Below are 20,428 nucleotides of genomic sequence, written 5' to 3'. Positions count from 1 at the left end.
GGTGTGCGGCCGAGCCGCCCGAGCCGCTGCTCGACACGGAACGCATATGGTCGAAAGTCTGATCTCGGACATTCTGTTTGGCTTTACCGGGTTGATCAGCATCATCAACCCGATCGGCATTGCTTTCGTCTTCCTGGACCGGACTGCTTCGTTGACCACGGAGGAGCGCACCGCGCTCGCCCGCAAGATCGCCATCAACGTGATGTGCGTGCTGCTGGTGGCGTTCTTTATCGGCACGCCGATCCTGCATTTCTTCGGCATCTCCATGCAGGCGCTGCGCATTGGCGGCGGGCTCGCCGTTGCGGTGGGCGGCTGGCAGATGCTCAATGCGCCCGACACGCAGCCGGCCGAAAAACCCGCGGTCAAGCGGGTGGACGCGGACAATGCGATGTCAAAGGCATTTTTCCCGTTCACCATTCCGCTGACCACCGGGCCGGGCTCGATCGCCACGGCTGTCGCGCTGACCGCGAACCGCACGCATAAGCTCTCCGAGTTCGTGATTTCGAGCATCGCTTCGGTGGTGATCTCGCTCGCGGTGGCCGTGACGGTCTATCTGGTCTACAGCCGCGCGGTGGTGTTCGCCAGGTACCTCGGGGTGGAAGGCACCAAGGTCGCCATGCGTGTATCTTCCTTTTTGCTGCTGTGCATCGGCGTGCAGATCATGTTGACCGGCTTCTCCGAATTCCTGATTCCTATCGCGACGATGCAGCCCGTAGCCAAGTAACGCCTACCCGGCGGCACGCTGCGCCGGAGAGTTCATGCGTACCGGACAGCCATTGTCTTGCGTGGAACCGAACAGGAGAGAAGCTCATGTGCCGCTGGCTCGCTTATACGGGCAACCCGATTCAACTCGAAACGGTGTTGTTCAACGCCAAGCATTCCTTGATCGACCAGAGCCTGCATTCGCGGCTCGGCCAGACCACGACCAATGGCGATGGCTTCGGCATCGGCTGGTACGGCCATCCGACCGATATTCCGTTTCGCTACCGCTGCATCCAGCCGGCGTGGAGCGACCGCAATCTGCGCGAGGCCGCGCGGGCGATCCGCGCGCCGCTGTTCGTCGCGCACATCCGCGCGGCGACGGATACGCCTTCGCAGGAAACCAACTGCCATCCGTTCCGTTATGGCCGCTGGCTCTTCGCTCATAACGGGCTGATCCGCAACTATCCGGCCGTGCGCCGCGATCTGATGCTGGCGATCGACGCCGATCTGTTTCCGTCCATCGAAGGCTCGACCGACTCCGAGGTGATGTTTTTCCTCGCGCTGAGCTTCGGCCTCGAACTGGCGCCGGTCACCGCGCTCGAGCGGATGGTGGCCTTCGTCGAAGAGACCGCCCACAAGCACGGCGTGGCTGAACCGCTGAACATGACCGTGTGCGCCACCGACGGCGAGCAGATCGTCGCGGTGCGCTATTCGAGCGAAGGGCAGTCGCGCTCGCTTTTTCACAGCAGTTCGTTTCAGCAGTTGCACGCGTTGTATCCGGACGATCCGCGTATCGCGGCGGCCGGCGAGAATGCGTTTCTGGTGCTGTCCGAGCCGCTCGCGGACCTGCCCGGCTGGTGGCAGGAGATTCCCGAGAGCACGGCGGTGGTGGCGCGCGGTGGCGAGATCGAACAGTATCCGTTCAAGCCGCACGCGGCGTGACTGGCGTGAAGCGGGGGAGCGCCGGCGTCAACGCGTGAGGAGCATTGAGCTCAACACGGAGAACACGGTGGACGGCAATTCGGCAAGGCGGCTGACCACCACGTTGTGCGGATAGAAGTCTTCGACCGCGTCGGTCAGCACGCCGATTCCCACCAGCTCGATGCCGCGCTTGCCGATGGCCGCGACGCGCTCGCGCAGATCGCTGCGCAATACCTGCGGGTCGCCGTCGCCGGTGGAGGGATAACCGTCGGAGAACATCATCAGAATGCGCCGTTCGGCCTGATGGTCGGCGAGGCGCGTCGCGGCCCAGGCCAGCGCCTCGCCGTCCGGATTCTCATGGCCGCAGTCGATCGCGGCGATCCCGCTCAGGTCGGTCGCGCCGAAGCGCTTATAAACCTTCAGATCGAGCCGTTCGACGAAGCGGTTGTAGCGCCGCAGATCCGCGCCGCCCGCGAGTTGCCGCTCGTAGAGCTGCTTCATGGGCGCGGATTCGACCGAGCAATAACCGAGCACTTCGCAATCGAACGACAACTGCGTGAGCGCATCGCACAAGGCGGCCGCGCACTGGCGCGCGAGTTCGATCTTGCGGCCGGCCATCGAGCCGCTGCGGTCGATCAGCAGCGTCACGGCGACGTCGCGTCCTTTAGCGGCCCGCTGCGTGCGAAACGGCGTGCGGTAACCGGGCGAGGTCGCGAGCTTCGCCAGCGCAGTGCGATCGATCTCGCCGCGCTCCTGCTCGCGGCGCCAGTGCGTGCGTTCGTCGGCGCTCAGCGCGCGTTCGAGCTTTTCCTTGAGCGGCGCGGTGTCCGCGCGAGCCTGCGCGCGCAGCTCGCGCCACGCGGCGCTGTCGCCCTGGCCCGTGAGATCGCGGATGTCGTCGAATTCGGTGGCGAGCGGGATCGACAGTGTGGCTTTCAATGCATGTGTATTCGAGCTGCCCGCTTTGCTTTCTGAGGAACGCGTGGACGGCTGCTGCGCGTCCGCCAGCGATTGACCCATGCCGACCGCGTCGTCCGCCTGCGCGCCACCGCTTCGGTCGGATGGCGGGGAGTTCGCGCTGTCCTGATCGGGCAGCACGGTGTCGTCATCGCCGATTGGCGCGGACGATGAAGCCGCCGAGTCCGTATCGATGTCCTCGACCGGGTCCGCGGTGAACATCATGCCGTTCACCTCGCCCGCGGACAGCGCGCGTACGCGCGCCACCAGCGCCTGCGCCGCCGCAATGCTCTGCGCGGTCGAGCGGCTCGCGCGCGCCTCGTGCAGCGAATCCTGCGCGGCATGCAAGGCGGCGAGCAGCGAATGGCTCGCTTCGATCCGGGTGGGCGGTTCGTCCCACAACGCGCGCTCGACCAGCCAGACCAGCCGGTCGCGCCAGTGCAGCTTCGGCCAGCGCTGCTGCACGCGCTCGGCCGCATGCAGGCGCAGCTTGCCGATGAACCAGCGCGCGCCCGGATATTCGTCGAGCAACTGCGCACACACGCGGCGGTCGTCGATGACTTGCGCGAGTTTCGCCTCGACGCCCGCCGGCAGCGCGTCGAGTTGCGCGAGCGACGCATGCTTGGCGCGCGCGACCAGCAGATCCAGATAGCCGATCAGCACGTCGCGCTCGATCTCGCCATTCAATTCGTAGTCGGGAATCACAATGCGGCCCGGCTCCACGCGCGGACCGTCCGGACTGAACACGACCGTCACGCCGTATTGCCCGGTTAGTACGCGGGCGACCTTGCCGAGCGTGGATTCGAACGCGAAGCCGCGCGTGTCGCGGGTTGCATGCATCGCGCTCACGCTTCCTGGGCGGGCGCGATGTGATGACGAACGATGCCGCGAATCAACGCGGCGTCTTCCGGGCTCACCTTCGCGTAGATGGCCGGCCCGGCGGCGCGTTCGGGATCGCCCGTGCGCAGCATCAGTTCGGCCCAGTCGAGCAGGCGCCGGGTGGAGAACGCACTCGAAAGATCCTCGCGCGCGAACGCCGCGCGGCAGTCGGCGGCAATCGCGGCGAGCGTGGTGGCAAGCGCGCGCGTCATATGCGGGGTGAGGGTGGCGACCAGTACGTCGGCTTCTTCGGCAGGCGTCAGATAGTCGAGCAGATACACGCGCCAGCGATCCAGAAACGCCTCGTTCATCAGATTGGCGCCCTGATACAGATGCCGGAACTGGCTCATCGCGCCGACCGCATTCGCCGTGGCGAAAAGGCGGAAGGCCGGATGCGGCGCGACGATCTCGTTGCCTTTTTCCTTCAGCACGAGGCGGCCGTGCGGTTCGAGCACGGCGGTGAGGGCGGCGAGAATCGACGGTTCGGCAAAATCGATTTCGTCGACGATCAGCCAGAGCCCCTCGCGCATGGCCGTGGGCAGCACGCCGTCGACCCACAGCGTCTCGCCGCCCTTGACGGTCCAGAAGCCGACGAAGTCGCCGACGGTGGTCTGCCCGTTCATGTTGGAGCGCAGCACGCCGTGGCGCGAACGCGCCGCGACCTGCTCGATCAGGCTGGTCTTGCCGGCGCCGGTGTGACCGATCAGCATCACGCGCCGGTTCTCGACGATGTCCTCGACAATGTCGTTGAAGCGCTCGGAGAACAGATAGGCCGGATTGACGCGCGGCACGAGCGGATTGCCGACGCCGCACGGCACTTCCACATGACCGATGCGCATGGTCTCGCCGGTGCCTTCCGGCTGCCGATGTTTCGCCGCCGAAGCCCGCGCCGCCGCGCGCTGCAATTCCGGCATGAAGGCGACGCGGCTCGCTGCGGACTGCTCGCTCGCGGCGTCGGCCGTATCCATCGCGAAGCCTTCGCGGCGCCATTTCTTCAGCTTGGCGCGCAGATTTTCCGCGTCGACCACGAGATCGATATCGACCGCGCCAAGGCCGCCGCCATTGTCGACGCCATGTTCGAGCCGATAGTTGTCCGGCCGGTCGGCCACGCTGACGCGCCACCATTCCGCGCCGTTCTCCGTTGCGCGTTGGTAAAGGCCAAGGTTTTCGTCTTCGGTCAGTTCGGGCGCGTTCATGGCAGAGCTTGAATAGTCAACAACGATCATGCATTCCAATTTGGCCGAGGCCGGATGACCGACTATCTTATCTTGAGTGCCTTTCGATCTTCCGTGCCATTGGCAAGCGGGCTTTGTCGACCACATGCCGGGCAAATATTTATTGCGTCAATCGAATAGGCCATGAAGTGCCTGTCGCCTATAGTTCGTCGGACCTGGCGCTGTGGTTTTATGCGTATCTTTCTCGCCGATCGTGTTTGAAAGCATCCGCAGTCCGCTTTGGCCTGCATCGCGACACAAAAAATTGACGGCAAAACAATGAGACTACATACGAAACTAATGGCGGCCCTCGCCGTGGCAAGTCCGCTGGCCTATGGTCAAACGAGCGTGAGCCTATATGGCCGTCTCGACGCGGGCCTCGAATACCTGAATCACATCAATAATGGCGCGGGCGGCAGTTCGAGCCGCTGGAGCGCGGAAGGCGGCGACTGGGGCACCAGCATGCTCGGCCTCAAAGGCAACGAAGATCTGGGCGGCGGCCTTAATGCGATCTTCAACCTCGAAACCGGTTTGCAGGTCATGAACGGTACGACGAGCGGCGGGCGGCTCTGGTCGCGGCGCGCGTTCGTGGGTTTGAAGAGCGAGCAGTGGGGCACGTTGCAGGCTGGCCGTAATCTGTTTATCGACAGCGACGGCGTATGGGAATTCGATCCGTTCGTGCAGCAGGCGTTTTCGTCGGCCTCGCTCGTGCGTGGGCGCAACTGGCAGCAAACCAGCAACAACGTCGAGTATCACAGCCCGGTGTTCTGGGGTTTCGACGTGCAGGCGCAATATGCGTTCGGCAATCAGGCGGGCGCTTTCAACAGCGGCGCCGCCGGCGAGTTCGGCCGCTCGGACGGCATCATGCTGACCTATCACTCGCCGCTCTTCGACGTCCGTGGCATCTACGACGAACTGCGCGACAGCAACGGCCGCTTCAGCAACATCTTCCAGGCATCGCGCGAATATTTCGCCGGCGTGAACGTGCATTTCGACTCGGTGAAGATCCAGGGCGCCTATACGCATTACTCGGCGCCCGATTCGCCGGTCGGCGTCGCCGACTCGGCCGATCACTACTGGCTCGGCGCCACCTACAACTTCCTGCCGCGCTGGGCGATGACGGCGGGCGGCTTCTATGTGAAGGTCGGCGACGGCTCGGGCGATGCCGCGCACGACCCCTCCGGCCACGCGATGATGTACGTGCTCGGCACCACCTATAACCTGTCCAAGCGCACCTTCCTGTACGGCACGGTGGGCTACGTGCGCAATGGCAGTAACTCGAATTTCTCGCTCGAAGCGTCGCCGCGCGATGCGACCAGCAATACGAGTCCGCTGGTGGGCGAATCGCAAACCGGCGCGTATGTGGGGATGCTGCATCAGTTCTGAGACGGTCGGTTAGACACGGTCGGTCAGACACGGTCGGTTAGACACGGTCGGTTAGACACGGTCGGTTAGACACGGTGCAGAGGACGAGTAGGTCGGCATAGCGGGAAGGGCGCCCCGGTTCACCCCGGTGCACCCTTTGTCCATCCTTACGCCGCCAGACCCTCGCTCACCACCGACTTGCGCAACCGCACCGGAATCGACTTCGACGCCGGCACCTGACTCGATTCCGCGTGATGCGAGAGGGGAATCAGGCGATTGCATTCCGGGTAGTAGCCCATGATGCAGCCGGGCGGAATGTCGAACGCGTGGACATGCATGCCGTCGACTTCGCGCGTCACGTCGTCGTTGGAGACGGTGGTGATGCACACCGCGTCACCCTCCGCGAAGCCGCGCTGCGTCATGTCGTCCTGATGCATGAGCAGCACGTTGCGGCTGCCGTACACGCCGCGGAAGCGGTCGTCGAGACCGTAGACGGTGGTGTTGAACTGACTGTCGCCGCGGGCCGTCATCAGGCGCAGCACGTCGGGGCCTCGCGACGGCATGTCGGCGTCTTCGTCGAGCGTGTCGGGCGCGATGAAATTCGCCTTGCCGCTTTCCGTCTTCCATTTGCGCTCGCAAGCCGCGAGCGGCCGGTGAAAGCCGCCGGGTTCCCTGAAGCGCCGGTTGAAGTCCTTGAACTGATCCGGATAGGTGCGTTCGATCGCGTCGCGCACCAGTGAGTAGTCGTCGACCCAGGCATCCCAGTCGATCTTCGGATTACGCGGCAGCAGCGCCTTTGCAAGACCCGCGACGATGGCGGGCTCCGACAGCAGCATGTCGCCGGCCGGTTCGGCGAGTCCGTGCGAGCCGTGCACGCAGGCCGTACTGTCCTCCACGCTGACCCATTGCTCGCCGCTCGCCTGACGGTCGATCTCGATGCGCCCAAGGCAGGGCAGCAGATACGCGACCTCGCCGTGCAGCAGGTGGCTGCGGTTGAGTTTAGTGGCGATCTGCACCGTGAGACGCAGACGCTGCCACGCGGGGTCCATCACATGATGATCGGGAATCGCCACCTGAAAATTGCCGCCCAGGCCGATGAACGCTTTGACCTTGCCGTCGAGCACGCCGCGGCAGGCGTCGACCGTGGTCATGCCTTTGTCGCGCGGCGGCTCGAAGCCGTAGAGTTCCTTCAGCTTGTCGAGCGGCGCAAGTTCAGGCTTTTCCGTGATGCCGACCGTGCGCTGCCCCTGCACGTTCGAATGGCCGCGAATCGGGCAGATGCCCGCGCCGGGCCGGCCGATATTGCCGCGTAGAAGCAGCAGGTTCGAGAGCATCTGCACGTTGTGCACGCCGCTGCGATGCTGGGTGATGCCCATCCCGTACAGGACCATTGCGGCATTCGCTTTCGCGTAGACACGTGCCGCGTTTTCGAGCGCGGCGCGGCTGAGTTGCGAGTGGCGCTCGATCTCTTGCCATGAAGTCGCGCGCATCGCCCCGGCAAACTCGTCGAAACCGTGCGTATGCTCCGCGATGAAGGCGGCGTCGAGCACGCGTGGCTCGTTGTTGCGTTGCGCGTCGTCGTCCCACTCGATCAGCAGCTTGCAGAGTCCCGCAATCGCAGCCGCGTCGCCGCCGATCTTGACCTGATGATATTGCGTGCTGATCCGCGTGTCGGCCGGGGTGAGCATGTCGAGCGGCGACTGCGGGTTCGCGAAGGTGACGAGCCCGCGCTCCTTGAGCGGATTGAAGGTGATGATCTCCACGCCGCGTTTGCGCGCATCCTGCAACTGATGCAGCATGCGCGGCGCGTTGGTGCCGGTGTTGTGGCCGAAAAACAGCATGCAGTCGGTGTGCTCGAAATCTTCGAGTTGCACGGTACCGACCGGCACGCCGATCGTCTTCGGCAAGCCGACCGAAGTGCTTTCGTGGCACATGTTCGAACTGTCCGGCAGATTGTTGGTGCCGTACAGGCGCGCCAACAGGGCATACATGTAGGACGTTTCCAGCGACGCGCGGCCCGACGCGTAGAACACCGCTTCGTTCGGATCCAGCGCTTGCAGTTCGCTCGCGATTTCGGTGAACGCATGTTGCCAGGTGGTCGGTACGTAGCGGTCGGTGGCGGAATCCCAGCGCATCGGCGTGGTTAGGCGGCCGCGCGATTCGAGTTCCAGGCCGCTCCATGAGCGCAATTCGCTCAGCGTATGGTCGGCGAAGAAGTCCGCGTCGACGCGTTTGGCGGTGATTTCCCACGCGGTCGCCTTCGCGCCGTTCTCACAGAATTCGAAAAGATGCGGGTCCGCGGGTTTGGCCCACGAACAACTCACGCAGGCAAAGCCGTCAGGCTTGTTCTGCCTGGCGAGGATGCGGCTGCCGTTCAGCGCCACGTGTTCCTGCACGAGGATCGACGCGACCGCTTTCACCGAGCCCCAGCCTCCGGCGGCGTTGCGATATGGCTTGATGGGCTCGCTGTCGGGTTTGCCGGGTGTGTCGTTCGCTCCACTCTCTCGCGCGCTGTCGACGGTGTGATCGGTGCTCATGGTGACTCCTGGCGGGTTGCCGGTCCTTGCGCACCGGTTTAACCGAAGAGCCCGCAATTACTGGACCACTGGTTTAATTTGCGCTTACAACGAGCCTGCCTTGATTTCACTGCCCGCGATCGCGTCGGCAGAGCTCACGCGGCGCTGACCGGCGGCGGCCTGGCAGGCGGATCGCCTTGAGGCGCACGATCCGGATCATTCGGCGGCACATCGTCAGGCGGCGGCGATGGATCGGGATCGCTTGTCGGCTGCGGCGCGTCGGGGTCGATTTCCGGCGGCATCGGCGTGTGCAGATGCAGACCCGGCATGCAACGCGTGTTCGTCATTGTCATCGTGATCTCCGTGATGTGCTGTGTGTGAGCCACGACCACGGCGCAACCGGCATGCCACTGGCGCGAGCCGCCCGCAACGCGGGCGCGCACCGTGTGGAACAGCTATTGCTCGACCACCGCAAGCGCGTACGCCGCAGCGGCGGCAGACACCGCGATATCACACGGAACATGATGCACTGAAGTGCAGGGATAAGGGAAAGACAAATGGCGCGACATAAGGCCGACGTTGCCGACGACAACTTCGAGATTTACGCCAGCTATCACGGAACAGGCGACGGCCGTTACGTAGGTGGACTGAAGGTCGTCAGAAAAGCAGATCGAAAAATTCTGTTTCCATTCGATGGCGCGCCCGAGATCGGGCCTTACGCGACCGCCGATGAAGCGCGCCGCGCGGCCATCGACTATGGGCGAGAGATCGTGGCCGCGGATCGTGCGAGCCCTGAGAAGTGAGGGTGAGTGGAGGGTGAGTGACGAGTGGCGGCGCATGCGCGCCGCCGGAAAGACCGATTGACTTATGGCATGCCGCCAAGCGACGGAGAAATCGTGCTGCCGCGGGCCGGGTCGTCGGGTTGTGCGTCAGGCAGGGTCGGTTGCGCCGAGAGCGGCGGATGGGTGCGGTAGCAACTGTCGATCGAGGAATCGGCCAGGCAGCGCTGGAATGCGTCCGCGTCGCTCCTTTGCGCGAATGTGTACAACGTGCGTTCGACTTGCACTTCGGTATCGGACACGCGAATCGTCGTCATCGTCATGAGGATCTCCTTTTTACAAATGTCGGTCCAGACCTTCAGCGTATTTTCCGCAACGGCCGTGCCCAGCCGGCCGTTCACGTGCAGTGGACGGGTTGACGGAGAGGGACCGGATGTTGCTGCATCGAACCTATATCCGACGTCACGAGGAGAGCGGCATGCAGAACATCAAATCGCAGGACGAGCTGGACGCGTTGGTCACGGACGAGGTCAAACAGCGCAACAAGCCGAGCGGCACGCACTATATCGAACCCAGTCCGCTCGGCATCGAGCCCGTCGAGCAGACCGGCGTCGATAAGGCAACCAATCCGCCGCGTTCGAACGAGCGCCCGGCACAAACCGCCGAAGTGCCGCTCGGCACCGACACGCATGCGGAGCCGCCCGGAGGCGGGGGACGTGAATCGCAGCACAAGCAATGATGCGGCGTAGGCCGGCTTGAACCTACAAGTCGGGAATCTGAGGGAGAGATTGATGCAACAGGAAAACGAACCGCTGAACCCCGGCGACGAAGCATCGCCCGATGCGCCTGGCGTCGGCGAAGACACGTGCGCCGCGTGTCGCGGCACCGGCACGGTGGACGGCAAACAATGCGCGATGTGCGGCGGCACGGGCAAAGTGCTGCAAGGCATTGGCGGCGGCTGACCCGTTTCCGGCTTGCGCGGCGCTCGACCGTCACCGCCGATGCCACGCGGCGTAACCAGCGAGCAATACCTCATATGTTTGCCAAATTCGTCCACCGTCACGGCAGCGCGTACAAACATGCCAGAAAAGAAGCGTATGCCAGGGCAGGCGCGCTTTATGCGGCGCTGAAAAGATCGCCCGAGCCGACGAGCGCAGTGTCTTCGACGCCGGCTTCAACGGAGCACTGCGATCTTCAGGACGCCAAGGAGCAAACCATGTTCAACGATTCAAAGCATGGATTCGACGCCGCGAAAACTGAGTACGAAGCCTTCATGCTCAAGCCGCATGACTGGGTGCCGAATAATCGCCACCTGCCCGTCGTGATCTACCGGCACGCGCTGATGCCGGAGAGCGGCGACCTCGCGGCTGCCTTCGAAATCCTCTTTGAGCGCAATGAATGGCCGCCGCAATGGCGCGACGGCATCTTCGACTATCACCATTTCCACGCCACGGCGCATGAAATACTCGGCGTAACGGATGGCTCCGCGCAGGTGATCATCGGCGGTCCGGGCGGTAGAGTGGTGACGCTATCCGCCGGCAACGCGATCTTGCTGCCGGCCGGCACGGGCCACTGCCTGCAATCGTTCGCGCGGCATTTTCAGGTCGTCGCCGGCTATCCGGAGGGCCAGCAGTGGGACATCCGCCGCGAGGCGCTGACCCCGGACGAACTGGCGGCCATGGAGGCATTGCCTTTTCCGCCGCTGGATCCGATTGACGGCAAGCAGGGTCCGCTAGTCGAGCATTGGCTGCGCGCGGCTTGATGCTGGCGTACGCCGTTTCATGTTGCGTCTCCGCGCCGATCCGGGCGGATTCGAATCGCAAGCCCGCTGAAAGATCCGCTTCCCGCTGCAAGTCCGCCCAAATGCCGCGTGTAACGCTCCGTGCAGATTTGCGCGCATCGGCGCATTATCGTTGAGCCTCGCAGCGGTTCCTCATGCGTTCTTCCACGTAACACGGTTCGCCGGATGCGCCGACACAGTGCGTTCCGGCTTTCTCTTCAACCGCCGAACAAGGAGTGTCCCATGCAAAACGATCCCGCCCTCGATCAGCTGTGCATCAACACGATCCGCACGCTGTCGATGGACGCTGTGCAAAAGGCCAATTCCGGTCACCCCGGCACGCCGATGGCACTGGCACCCGTGGCCTATCATCTGTGGCAAAACCATCTTGTGTACGATCCCGACGAGCCGTTGTGGCCGAACCGCGACCGCTTCGTGCTCTCGGCAGGGCATGCGTCGATGCTGCTGTATTCGCTGCTGCATCTGGCCAATGTGAAAGCGGTGGACGACGAAGGCAAGCCTACCGGCGCGCCCGCCGTCTCGCTAAATGACATCGAGCACTTCCGTCAGATCGACAGCAATACGCCGGGGCACCCCGAATACCGCATGACCACCGGCGTCGAGACCACCACCGGCCCGCTCGGCCAGGGACTCGGCAACAGCGTCGGCATGGCGATGGCGGGGCGCTGGTGCGAGAGCCACTTCAACAAGCCGGATGCGCAGCTCTTCGACCATCGCGTCTACGCGCTATGCGGCGACGGCGACATGATGGAAGGCATCTCGCATGAAGCGGCCTCGCTCGCCGGGCATCTGAAACTGTCCAATCTGATCTGGATCTACGACAGCAACCGCGTGACGATCGAGGGCCACACGGACCTCGCCTACAGCGACGACGTGGAAAGCCGGTTCCACGGCTACAACTGGCATACGCTGCGCGTGAACGACGCCAACGACGCCGCCGCGCTCGAAGCCGCTTTCGTCGAGGCGAAAAGCATCACCGACAGGCCGACGCTGATCGTCGTGCATAGCATTATCGGCTGGGGCTCGCCGCACAAGCAGGACACGTCATCGGCGCACGGCGAAGCGCTCGGCGTCGAAGAAGTGGCGCTCACCAAGAAGGCGTACGGCTGGCCCGAGGATAAATTCTTCTATGTGCCCGACGGCGTACACGAGCGCTTCGCGGCGGGCATCGGCGCGCGCGGCAAGGCGGCGCGCGAGGCGTGGCAGGCGCAGTACGACGCCTACAACAAGAAGTACCCGGAACTCGCGCGTGAATTCGCGCAGATGGAAGCACACGAATTGCCGGCGGGCTGGGACAGCGACATCCCCACGTTCGATGCCGACCCGAAGGGCGTCGCGTCGCGCGATTCGTCGGGCAAGGTGCTCAACGCGATTGCCGCGCGCGTGCCGTGGATGATCGGCGGCGCGGCCGATCTCTCGCCGTCCACCAAAACCAATCTGAAATTCGAGGGCGCGGGCAGCTTCGAGCACGGTAGCTACGGCGGCTGCAATCTGCACTTCGGCATTCGCGAACACGCGATGGGCGCGGCGGTGAACGGCCTCGCGCTGTCGAATCTGCGGCCTTTCGGCTCCACGTTCCTGATTTTCAGCGACTACATGAAGCCGCCGATCCGCCTCTCGGCCATCATGGAAGTGCCGTCCATCTTCGTGTTCACGCACGATTCGATCGGCGTGGGCGAAGACGGTCCGACCCATCAACCGATCGAGCAACTGGCTTCGCTGCGCGGCGTGCCGGGGCTCACCGTGCTGCGCCCGGGCGATGCCAACGAAGTCGCCGAGGCCTGGCGTGTGGCGCTGTCGGATCCGCGGCGGCCGTCGTGCATCGTGGTGTCGCGTCAGGCGTTGCCCACCTTGGACCGCAGCCGCTATGCCAGCGCCAGCGGCATGCGGAAGGGCGCTTATGTGGTGGCCGATGCAGCCGACGGACAGAAGCCGCAAGTGATCCTGATGGCGACGGGCAGCGAACTCTCGGTGTGTGTCGACGTGTACGAGAAGCTCAAGGGCGAGGGCATCGCGGCGCGAGTGGTGTCGATGCCGTCGTGGGACATCTTCGAGCGCCAGGACGAGGCGTATCAGGAATCGGTTTTGCCGTCGGACGTGCACGCGCGGGTCGCCGTCGAACAGGCTGCCTCGCTCGGCTGGGACCGCTATGTGGGCCGGCTCGGGGCACAGGTGGTGATGCACACGTTCGGCGCGTCCGCGCCGCTCGCCGATCTGAAGAAGAAGTTCGGCTTCACGCCGGAGCATGTGTATGAAGCGGCGAAGCAGCAGATCGAGCGGGTGAAGTCGAAGCGCAGCCCGGAATAAAGTACGAGAAGGTGCGCAATGAAAAACCGGCGGTTCGATGAGAACCGCCGGTTTTTTTACGCCACCCGGCAAATCCGCAAAATCGTAAATCCGCTGGCCGCCGCTATCGCACGATCAATTCGCCGGAATCGTCACCACCGGCGCTTTGCTGCTTGTATCGGCTTCGGCCAGCGCCATCAGATTTTGCACGACCGTGAAGGCATATTTCGAGTCGAAGTCGTTGCGATCGACCCAATACGTCGACGGTCCATAGGCGATCATCACGTAGGCGTTCTCAGGCGGCGTCTTGCCCGAATGCACGATGATGGTCGGCCGCGTCTCGCCGCCGATCAGGCCGACGGTCGGCTTGGTCGAGCCGTCGCTGATACGCTCGACCGGCACCTGCACCTGCGCGCCGAGATCGGAAAGGATGCCGAGCACCGAACGTGTCACCATCGGAATCCTGTCGCCCTTTTGCGATGCCGACGACGGCCCGTAGACGATCTCATAGGTCCGTGTAGTCGACGACAGATGCAGCAGTTTGCGCACCCGCGCAAGATCGGCCGCCGTGGCCGGCGACTCGCCGCTGGTGGTCGCGCCCATCACCAGATACACACCCATCGAGCCGCTTTTGCCGTCCGCCTGGCGCGACTCGACGTTCAGTTCGCCGGCCAGTTGCAGGCGTCGCAATGCTTGCAGCAACTCGAAGAACCCTGGCGCGCCGGCGCTGTTTTCGCCGCCGAGCGCGTTGCCGTTCTGCAAGCCGCCCACTGATTGCGCGGTGATACGCAACAAGAGGTCGATCGGAATGCCGCCTTCGGCAAGCGGCAAGACCAGCGACGGCGCCAGCGGGCGAATGTACGCCGACGCGAAGGCTTCGCCCGTGGTCGGCGTGAAGGTGAACGTGGGGTGGTTCGAATAGGACACTCCGCCTGTGGCGAGCGCGTAGTTCGGCTGGCTGCCCGAGCCGACGTTGGCCGTGGCACCCGCGGTGGCATCGAACGTATAGGCGGCGATGATGCTGCTGACCGTCAGGAACGCGGGCGCGTCGCCGTAGCGCAACCCGACCACGGCGGCCAGAATCTCGCGTTTCTTCGCATCGCCGAGGGCGCGCGCATAGTCGACCTGGTCGGCTTTGAGGCGGGATGGTCCGATGTGCACGCAGGCGGAAGTGAGGCAGGCCGCGCACAATGCCGCGGCAACAGAAGCGGTTCTGATCATGAGAACGGGAAGAGCGGTGCGTTATCCGCTGAAGAATGGGCTCGCAACGGCGGTAGCAGGTGCTATTCCCGAATTGCGGCGCGCAGGCGCTTTTTATCGTTTCATCCTATAAATAGCGGTCTTTTCTTGAGGACGGCGATTCGGACAGGCGCGCAGGATTTGCGATTGTTTTGCAAGATTTGCAGAAAACGCGCCCTTGGTTGTTGAGGTTACGCGGAACCGTCCAACGCATTTGCGGGCATGTCCGCCGAAACGTCGCGCGTTCCGTCGAGCGTGTTGCGATAGGCGCGCGATTGCATTTCGGCGAGGCGGCTCAGCGTGCGCGACAGGTCGTGCGCGCCTTCCAAACCGCTTAGCGCGGTCTCGATCGGTTCATCCGACGCAATGAACAGCGCACGCTTGCGGTCGTAGAAGATATCGACCAGCCAGATCAGCCGTTGCAGTGTGTGAGGCGTGCTCAGCCGCTCCGTGCGCAGATTGTCGAGGATCAGACCATGCCACCGCTCCGCTAGATCCAGATAGTCGAGATGCGAGCGGCTCGCCACGCACAGATTCTCGAAGTCCGCCCACAGCAAGGCTGCACCCGCCGCGCGTGCGGCAAGCGGACGGCCCGCCGCGCTCACCGTGACCGGATCCAGCGTTTCGCTGCCTTCATAGCGCACGAAAATCCGCAGCAAGGTCTCCCGGGTCGCGGCATCGAGCGGCGCGAAGAAATGCGGCACTTGCGCTTCTTCACCGCCGAAACGATAGTCGCGCGCGCCGTCGAAATGAATCACGTTGAAGCAGCGTTCGATCTGTTCGATGGTCGGCAGAAAACGCTCGTGAAACTCCGGGTCGGCGAGCAGGCCGTCCGGCGCGTAGTTCGAGGTGAGCACGATACGCGTGCCGAGACCGATCGCGGTATCGAGAAAGCGGCCCATCAGGAATGCGTCGGCGATATCGTGCACGTGGAATTCGTCGAAGCACAGCAGCTCGATACCGTCGAGCCATTGCCGCGACACCGAGCCGAGCCGGTCGTCGCCGCGCGGCTCGCTCACGAGCCGCCGGTTCATCTCACGCAGAAATTCGTGGAAGTGCAGACGCCGCTTGCGGCAGGTCGCCAGCTCGAACACCGTATCGACCACCAGACTCTTGCCGCGCCCCGGCAGCCCATGGCAATACACGCCCTGATGCGGCGATGTCGCACTGGAACTCGCGCGCCTGCCGTTCGCGTCGAGCAACGTGACGAGCGCGGCGATCGCTTCGCGCTGGCTCGCGTCGGGCACGATGCCGCGCGCGGCCAGGGTGCGTGTGATCTGAGCGTCTTCAAGCATGGGCAGGTGTGCCGGTGCGTGGCAAACCGGCTTCGCAGGAGAGGAGGGCGGCGGTGTCGATAAACATGAAGAAAGGGCGGCGGGCGGAAATCGCGTCAGTTTAACAAGGCGCGTTCATCGCTCATACCCGCTGCCGGCTCAACACCCGCTGCAACTCGCCTGGATCGACCGGCTTCGTGAAGTGATGGTCGAAACCCGCGGCGAGAGCCGTCTGCTTGTCCTGCTGCTGGCCCCAGCCGGTGACGGCGATCAGCACAATGCCCGCGTCCGGATAATCCCGGCGAATCCGCCGCGCCACTTCATAGCCGTTCAGTTGCGGCAAGCCGATGTCGAGAATCACCGCCTGCGGTTCGAACGCGCGGATCAGTTCGAGACCGGCGAGACCGTCGCCGGCCGTGCGCACTTCGTGGCCTTCGAGTCCGAGCACCATCGCGAGGCTTTCGGCGGCGTCCGCATTGTCGTCGACGATCACGACTCGCAGGCCGCCCGCGTGCGGCGCTTCGACCGGTTCGCTATCGGACGGCAGCGTTGCGGCTTTCGTCACCGGCAGCCGGATCACGAATTCGCTGCCTTTGCCGGGACCGTCACTGAAGGCCGCGACCGTGCCGCCATGCAGTTCCGCGAGGCCGCGCACCAGCGCGAGGCCGATGCCGAGTCCGCCTTGCGAGCGGTCCAACGCCGGCGCGAGTTGCGAGAACATTTCGAACACGCTGTTTAGATGCTCGGCCGGAATGCCGATACCGGAATCGCGCACGACGATCATCGCCTCGTCGCCTTCGCGTTCCGCCGCGAGCGAAATCGTGCCGCCGGGCGGCGTGTACTTGGCGGCGTTGTTCAGCAGATTCAGGATCATTTGCGACAGGCGCGTGGGATCGGCGACCAGATAAAGTGGCTCGCGTGGCAGCGTCACGCTCAGATGGTGCGACGAGGCCTGTACGGTCGGCCGCGCCGCTTCCATGGCCGACTGCATCGCACGGGCCAGTTCGAGACGTTGCTTGCGCAACTCGAGCTTGCCCTGCGTGATACGCGAAACTTCCAGCAGGTCGTCGACCAGATGCGTCATGTGCTGGAGTTGCCGGTCGAACACATCGCGCGACCAGCTTAACTGCGGATCGGCGAATTCCTTCAGGCGCAGAATTTCGAGCACGTTGCGCATTGGTGCGAGCGGATTGCGCAGTTCGTGCGCGAGCGTGGCGAGGAATTCGTCCTTGCGGCGATCGGCGTTCGAGAGTTCGAGGTTAAGCCGCGTGAGTTGCTGTTCGGCATGCCGGCGCCCGGTGATGTCGCGATTGATGCTGACCGCGCCGTAGATATCGCCGCGCGCGTTGGCGAGCGGTTTGATCACGGTTTCGCACACGCCGCGCGAACCGTCGCGCCGCACGAATGGCAATTCGCCGCGCCACGTGCCTTCGGCGGCGAGGGCGGCGAGTGCTTCGCGGCGAATGTTCAGTGTCTCTTCCGGCGGGAGGAAGAGCGCGACCGGCTTGCCGAGAATCTCGCGCATGCGATAACCCAGCATGCGTTCGCCGCCCACGTTGAAGTCGGTGATATTGCCGCGCAGATCGGTGATCACGATCGCGTCGCTCAGGTGCTCGAAGATTGCCGCCTGGCGCAGCAGGACCGTCTGCGCTTCCTTGCGTTCGGTGATGTCGATGCCGAGGCCGTAGATCGTCAGCGGCTCGCCGTGGCGGTCGTAAGTGGCGCGCCCGCGGCCTTCCATCCAGCACCAGTCACCGCTCGCATGCAGAAAGCGGAACTCGGCGACATAGTCGTCACCGCTTTCCACCGCGTGGTCTACTGCCTCGTTCAGCGCGATCAGATCGCCCGGATGAATCAGTTCGAAAAAGCCGCCCGGCGTGTCGGCAAAACGGCCTTCCGCGTAGCCCGCGAGCGCTTCGAGTTCGCGGCTCCACCAGAACTTGCCCGACTTCGGCTCGTGCGACCACGCGCCCATGCGCGCGCCGCGCATGGCGAGACTCAGCACGTCGCGGCTTTCCTGCAACTCGCGCTGCGCGCGCTGATGCGCAGCCACGGACGCCTCGGCATTGCGACGCGCGAGCAGCAGCTCCTGTTCGTACTTATGACGGTCGGCGACGATCAGCACCGCCACTTCGAGGTAGATCACGTCGCCATGACGGCGGCGCAGCGCGTTGAGCAGCATCGGCACCATGTGGCCGTCGCGATGCGCCATGTTCAGCTTGACCTCGGCCACCGAACCCTGCATTTGCAGAAGCGGCGCCCAATGCGTCTGATAGAACACCTTGCCGCCGGCGCTCAGCAGATCCTGGATTTGCCTCGCCCCGGCGAGCTCCGCGGTCTCGTAGCCGAGCCAGCCGCAGAAGGTCGCGTTCACGCGCAGGATGCGGCCGTCGGCATCGGTGACGAGCAGGCCGCAGGCGGCGTGCTCGAACAACGTATCGGCTGAGGGCAGCGGGCGGTCCGTGCTGTGCATCGTGCTACAGACTCATCGGTTCGAGAAAGGCGTTCATCGCTTCCGCGCTCGCGCCCGGTGAACTGAGATGCGGACAATGGCCGACGTTCTCGATGATATGCAGCGTGCTGCCTGGGATCACGCGGTGCAGGTATTCGCCGACCACGCGCGGCGCGATGACGTCGTCGCTACATTGCAGAATCAGCGTGGGCGTGGTGGTGCGCGAGAGGATCGCGCGATGGTCCGAGAGAAACGTGACACGCGCGAATTGCCGCGCGATCTCGGGATCGGTGCGGCAGAAACTGTTGGTCAGTTCGACGCCGAGCTCCGGTTGCTCCGGCGCGCCCATGATGGCCGGCGCCATGGTGCTCGACCAGCCGAGGTAGTTGCTTTCGAGCGTGCGCAGCAGATCTTCGATGTCTTCGCGCGAGAAGCCGCCGATGTAGTCGCCGTCGTTCACGTAACAGGGCGATGGGCCCACCATGATCAGAGCGGAGAAAAGCTGCGGCGCCTTGAGGCTCGCGATCAGCCCGATCATCGCGCTAACCGAGTGACCGACGAACACCACCGGGCCCTCGGCAACTTCACGGATGATCTCGATCAGGTCGCTGGCGTAGCCATACAGCGAGTCGTATTTGTCGATGTCGTAGGCGCTCAGATCCGACGAGCCGCTGCCGACGTGATCAAACAGCACGGTGCGGTATTCGTCGTGAAACGACGGTGCAAGCAAGCGCCACATGCTTTGATCGCAACCGAAGCCGTGCGCCAGCACCATGGTGCGTTTGCCGCTGCCGGAAATCTGTATGTTGTTGCGCTGGGTGATGCTCATCGTGGGTCCTGAAGCCTGCCGGATCGAAGCGGCGGTTATGCCAGGCGTGCGCCTCGGCCGGTGTTCAACGGAATGTTACAGCAGTCTTGCCGCGAGACCTCGTCGCCAGGCAATAACGCGCATCGCGGCGAGCGCTCAACCGGTCTTGATGTCAGGCTGCGGCGCCTGAAGCGGTTCGAGCCCGAACCGCTCGTATTGGGAAATCACTTGAGCCCCGAGCAGCAGCAAGGTCGCAAGCCATTCCAGGCTGAACAGGATGACGATGGCCATGGTCAGCGACCCATACACCACGCTGACCTGCGAGAGCGTGGCGAAGTACCAGACCAGCACGTGCCGCGTAATCTCCCACAGCACGGCGGCGACCACGCCGCCGAATAGCGCATGCTTGAGTGAAGGGCGACCGACCGGCATCACCATATAGATCGAGGTCAGCACGAAGACCTCACCCGCGAGGCCGAGCAGATACAACACCACTCGCGAGAGTCCCTGCAACGAAACATGCAGGCCGAACAGATCGATGCCTTCGGCGCCGATCGCTTCCAGTCCGCTCGACACGAAGGTGACGATCAGGATGCCGACGCCGAGACACAGGATGTAGCAATACGGCAGCATCGCCGAGAGCAGGAAGTGCCGCCGCCGGACCACCACGCGGTGGACGAAAATCAGCGACATCGCATTCTCGAGCACGGTGAAGGCGAGCGAACTGAAGAAGATCATCGTCAGCAGCAGGACCCAGCCGATCACCGCGCGATGCGAGAGAAAATTGGCCAGCTCGTGCACCAATGCGTTCGACTGGCCCGGCACCAGCCACTGCAACAGATGCGCGAGCGCCGCAAGCAACACATGCTGCGGCACGAAGCGCGACAGGGCAATCACGATCAGGATCATGAGCGGTACGATCGACAACAGCGCGTAATACGCGACCGCGCCCGCAAGCAGCAAGCCCTGGTTGGCGCGAAATGCCTTCAAGGTTTGCAGCGCGAAAGCACCGGGATGTTTCGCCACATATAACGCGTGGTCATCGATGATGGTTTGCATGGGACCTCACAGCGCGCGTGGCTGGCCTGCCGGACTGCTGGCTTTGCCGATGCGCTAGCCTTGTTGCTCGTGCATACTCAAGCAAGAATGCAGCCACGCTCACGTTGCCGTTTCTCTTCGGCATTCCGAGTTACTGGCAGGTGCCAGGAATGCAGTTTGCTTGGCGGTTGTATCGA

At 63.9% G+C, this 20,428-nt stretch carries 18 protein-coding genes; 8 read left to right on the top strand and 10 right to left on the bottom strand.

Features of this window, described 5'->3' with window-relative positions; translation table 11 throughout:
- The first annotated feature begins 46 nt into the window (after nt 1–46).
- Together ACFSNN_RS33510 and ACFSNN_RS33505 are read left to right on the top strand one after the other, a co-directional pair.
- Nucleotides 47–724, top strand: coding sequence for a MarC family protein (locus tag ACFSNN_RS33510; RefSeq protein ID WP_134464483.1), 678 nt, complete (start codon nt 47–49; stop codon nt 722–724).
- A gap of 86 nt (nt 725–810) precedes the next feature.
- Nucleotides 811–1,644: a class II glutamine amidotransferase gene (locus ACFSNN_RS33505; RefSeq protein ID WP_134464485.1), complete on the top strand. Its 834-nt coding sequence runs from the start codon at nt 811–813 to the stop codon at nt 1,642–1,644.
- Nucleotides 1,645–1,671: 27 nt separating this feature from the next.
- On the opposite strand, the gene ACFSNN_RS33500 is transcribed toward ACFSNN_RS33505, so the two are convergent.
- A complete protein-coding gene (locus ACFSNN_RS33500; RefSeq protein ID WP_134464487.1) occupies nt 1,672–3,420 on the bottom strand; it encodes a cobaltochelatase CobT-related protein in 1,749 nt (582 codons plus the stop codon).
- Nucleotides 3,421–3,425: 5 nt separating this feature from the next.
- Nucleotides 3,426–4,655, bottom strand: coding sequence for an AAA family ATPase (locus ACFSNN_RS33495; RefSeq protein WP_134464489.1), 1,230 nt, complete (start codon nt 4,653–4,655; stop codon nt 3,426–3,428).
- 318 nt (nt 4,656–4,973) lie between these two features.
- On the opposite strand from ACFSNN_RS33495, the gene ACFSNN_RS33490 reads away from it, so the two are divergent.
- A complete protein-coding gene (locus tag ACFSNN_RS33490; RefSeq protein ID WP_166799415.1) occupies nt 4,974–6,059 on the top strand; it encodes a porin in 1,086 nt (361 codons plus the stop codon).
- Between the two features lie 146 nt (nt 6,060–6,205).
- On the opposite strand, the gene ACFSNN_RS33485 is transcribed toward ACFSNN_RS33490, so the two are convergent.
- Together ACFSNN_RS33485 and ACFSNN_RS33480 are read right to left on the bottom strand one after the other, a co-directional pair.
- Nucleotides 6,206–8,575, bottom strand: coding sequence for an FdhF/YdeP family oxidoreductase (locus tag ACFSNN_RS33485; protein ID WP_134464493.1), 2,370 nt, complete (start codon nt 8,573–8,575; stop codon nt 6,206–6,208).
- Between the two features lie 134 nt (nt 8,576–8,709).
- The gene (locus ACFSNN_RS33480; RefSeq protein WP_134464495.1) at nt 8,710–8,907 is read right to left on the bottom strand and encodes a hypothetical protein; all 198 of its coding nucleotides are present in this window, start codon (nt 8,905–8,907) and stop codon (nt 8,710–8,712) included.
- A gap of 204 nt (nt 8,908–9,111) precedes the next feature.
- On the opposite strand from ACFSNN_RS33480, the gene ACFSNN_RS33475 reads away from it, so the two are divergent.
- Entirely contained in the window at nt 9,112–9,357 is a 246-nt protein-coding gene (locus tag ACFSNN_RS33475) for a DUF6723 family protein (protein WP_012427171.1), read from the top strand.
- Nucleotides 9,358–9,419: 62 nt separating this feature from the next.
- On the opposite strand, the gene ACFSNN_RS33470 is transcribed toward ACFSNN_RS33475, so the two are convergent.
- A complete protein-coding gene (locus tag ACFSNN_RS33470) occupies nt 9,420–9,656 on the bottom strand; it encodes a hypothetical protein (RefSeq protein ID WP_134464497.1) in 237 nt (78 codons plus the stop codon).
- 155 nt (nt 9,657–9,811) lie between these two features.
- On the opposite strand from ACFSNN_RS33470, the gene ACFSNN_RS33465 reads away from it, so the two are divergent.
- The 4 genes from ACFSNN_RS33465 (at nt 9,812) to tkt (ending at nt 13,441) form a co-directional block, all read left to right on the top strand.
- Nucleotides 9,812–10,072, top strand: coding sequence for a hypothetical protein (locus tag ACFSNN_RS33465; RefSeq protein WP_134464499.1), 261 nt, complete (start codon nt 9,812–9,814; stop codon nt 10,070–10,072).
- Between the two features lie 52 nt (nt 10,073–10,124).
- The gene (locus tag ACFSNN_RS33460) at nt 10,125–10,295 is read left to right on the top strand and encodes a hypothetical protein (protein ID WP_166799370.1); all 171 of its coding nucleotides are present in this window, start codon (nt 10,125–10,127) and stop codon (nt 10,293–10,295) included.
- 254 nt (nt 10,296–10,549) lie between these two features.
- Nucleotides 10,550–11,095 (top strand): cupin, encoded by a 546-nt coding sequence (locus tag ACFSNN_RS33455; RefSeq protein ID WP_134464501.1) that lies wholly within the window; start codon nt 10,550–10,552, stop codon nt 11,093–11,095.
- A gap of 261 nt (nt 11,096–11,356) precedes the next feature.
- Nucleotides 11,357–13,441, top strand: coding sequence for a transketolase (gene tkt / locus ACFSNN_RS33450; RefSeq protein ID WP_134464503.1), 2,085 nt, complete (start codon nt 11,357–11,359; stop codon nt 13,439–13,441).
- A gap of 114 nt (nt 13,442–13,555) precedes the next feature.
- Here the strand turns inward: tkt and ACFSNN_RS33445 are convergent, their stop codons facing one another.
- The 5 genes from ACFSNN_RS33445 to ACFSNN_RS33425 form a co-directional block, all read right to left on the bottom strand.
- Nucleotides 13,556–14,641 (bottom strand): hypothetical protein, encoded by a 1,086-nt coding sequence (locus ACFSNN_RS33445; RefSeq protein ID WP_134464505.1) that lies wholly within the window; start codon nt 14,639–14,641, stop codon nt 13,556–13,558.
- 209 nt (nt 14,642–14,850) lie between these two features.
- The gene (gene zapE / locus ACFSNN_RS33440; protein ID WP_134464507.1) at nt 14,851–15,954 is read right to left on the bottom strand and encodes a cell division protein ZapE; all 1,104 of its coding nucleotides are present in this window, start codon (nt 15,952–15,954) and stop codon (nt 14,851–14,853) included.
- Between the two features lie 121 nt (nt 15,955–16,075).
- Complete coding sequence (locus tag ACFSNN_RS33435) at nt 16,076–18,406, bottom strand: hybrid sensor histidine kinase/response regulator (protein WP_134464509.1); 2,331 nt, start codon at nt 18,404–18,406, stop codon at nt 16,076–16,078.
- Between the two features lie 4 nt (nt 18,407–18,410).
- Nucleotides 18,411–19,214, bottom strand: a complete 804-nt coding sequence (locus tag ACFSNN_RS33430; protein ID WP_134464511.1) for an alpha/beta fold hydrolase — start codon at nt 19,212–19,214, stop codon at nt 18,411–18,413.
- 135 nt (nt 19,215–19,349) lie between these two features.
- Nucleotides 19,350–20,252, bottom strand: a complete 903-nt coding sequence (locus ACFSNN_RS33425) for a YihY/virulence factor BrkB family protein (RefSeq protein ID WP_134464513.1) — start codon at nt 20,250–20,252, stop codon at nt 19,350–19,352.
- Nucleotides 20,253–20,428: the final 176 nt, after the last annotated feature.

Origin of the sequence: Paraburkholderia dipogonis (assembly GCF_042680985.1) — a bacterium.
Taxonomy (GTDB): domain Bacteria; phylum Pseudomonadota; class Gammaproteobacteria; order Burkholderiales; family Burkholderiaceae; genus Paraburkholderia; species Paraburkholderia phytofirmans.
Note: the sequence above shows the minus strand (reverse complement) of the source record. Positions and strands in the feature narration are given on the sequence as shown.

Excerpts from the sequence above, each read along its gene's own strand:
- ACFSNN_RS33445 (WP_134464505.1), bottom strand. The coding sequence starts at position 14,641 with ATGATCAGAACCGCTTCTGTTGCCGCGGCATTGTGCGCGGCCTGCCTC.
- ACFSNN_RS33455 (WP_134464501.1), top strand. The coding sequence starts at position 10,550 with ATGTTCAACGATTCAAAGCATGGATTCGACGCCGCGAAAACTGAGTAC.
- ACFSNN_RS33475 (WP_012427171.1), top strand. The coding sequence starts at position 9,112 with ATGGCGCGACATAAGGCCGACGTTGCCGACGACAACTTCGAGATTTAC.
- ACFSNN_RS33425 (WP_134464513.1), bottom strand. The coding sequence starts at position 20,252 with ATGCAAACCATCATCGATGACCACGCGTTATATGTGGCGAAACATCCC.
- zapE (WP_134464507.1), bottom strand. The coding sequence starts at position 15,954 with ATGCTTGAAGACGCTCAGATCACACGCACCCTGGCCGCGCGCGGCATC.
- ACFSNN_RS33490 (WP_166799415.1), top strand. The coding sequence starts at position 4,974 with ATGGCGGCCCTCGCCGTGGCAAGTCCGCTGGCCTATGGTCAAACGAGC.
- ACFSNN_RS33470 (WP_134464497.1), bottom strand. The coding sequence starts at position 9,656 with ATGACGATGACGACGATTCGCGTGTCCGATACCGAAGTGCAAGTCGAA.
- ACFSNN_RS33500 (WP_134464487.1), bottom strand. The coding sequence starts at position 3,420 with ATGCATGCAACCCGCGACACGCGCGGCTTCGCGTTCGAATCCACGCTC.
- ACFSNN_RS33460 (WP_166799370.1), top strand. The coding sequence starts at position 10,125 with ATGCAACAGGAAAACGAACCGCTGAACCCCGGCGACGAAGCATCGCCC.
- ACFSNN_RS33485 (WP_134464493.1), bottom strand. The coding sequence starts at position 8,575 with ATGAGCACCGATCACACCGTCGACAGCGCGCGAGAGAGTGGAGCGAAC.
- tkt (WP_134464503.1), top strand. The coding sequence starts at position 11,357 with ATGCAAAACGATCCCGCCCTCGATCAGCTGTGCATCAACACGATCCGC.
- ACFSNN_RS33505 (WP_134464485.1), top strand. The coding sequence starts at position 811 with ATGTGCCGCTGGCTCGCTTATACGGGCAACCCGATTCAACTCGAAACG.
- ACFSNN_RS33495 (WP_134464489.1), bottom strand. The coding sequence starts at position 4,655 with ATGAACGCGCCCGAACTGACCGAAGACGAAAACCTTGGCCTTTACCAA.
- ACFSNN_RS33465 (WP_134464499.1), top strand. The coding sequence starts at position 9,812 with ATGCAGAACATCAAATCGCAGGACGAGCTGGACGCGTTGGTCACGGAC.
- ACFSNN_RS33480 (WP_134464495.1), bottom strand. The coding sequence starts at position 8,907 with ATGACAATGACGAACACGCGTTGCATGCCGGGTCTGCATCTGCACACG.
- ACFSNN_RS33430 (WP_134464511.1), bottom strand. The coding sequence starts at position 19,214 with ATGAGCATCACCCAGCGCAACAACATACAGATTTCCGGCAGCGGCAAA.
- ACFSNN_RS33435 (WP_134464509.1), bottom strand. The coding sequence starts at position 18,406 with ATGCACAGCACGGACCGCCCGCTGCCCTCAGCCGATACGTTGTTCGAG.
- ACFSNN_RS33510 (WP_134464483.1), top strand. The coding sequence starts at position 47 with ATGGTCGAAAGTCTGATCTCGGACATTCTGTTTGGCTTTACCGGGTTG.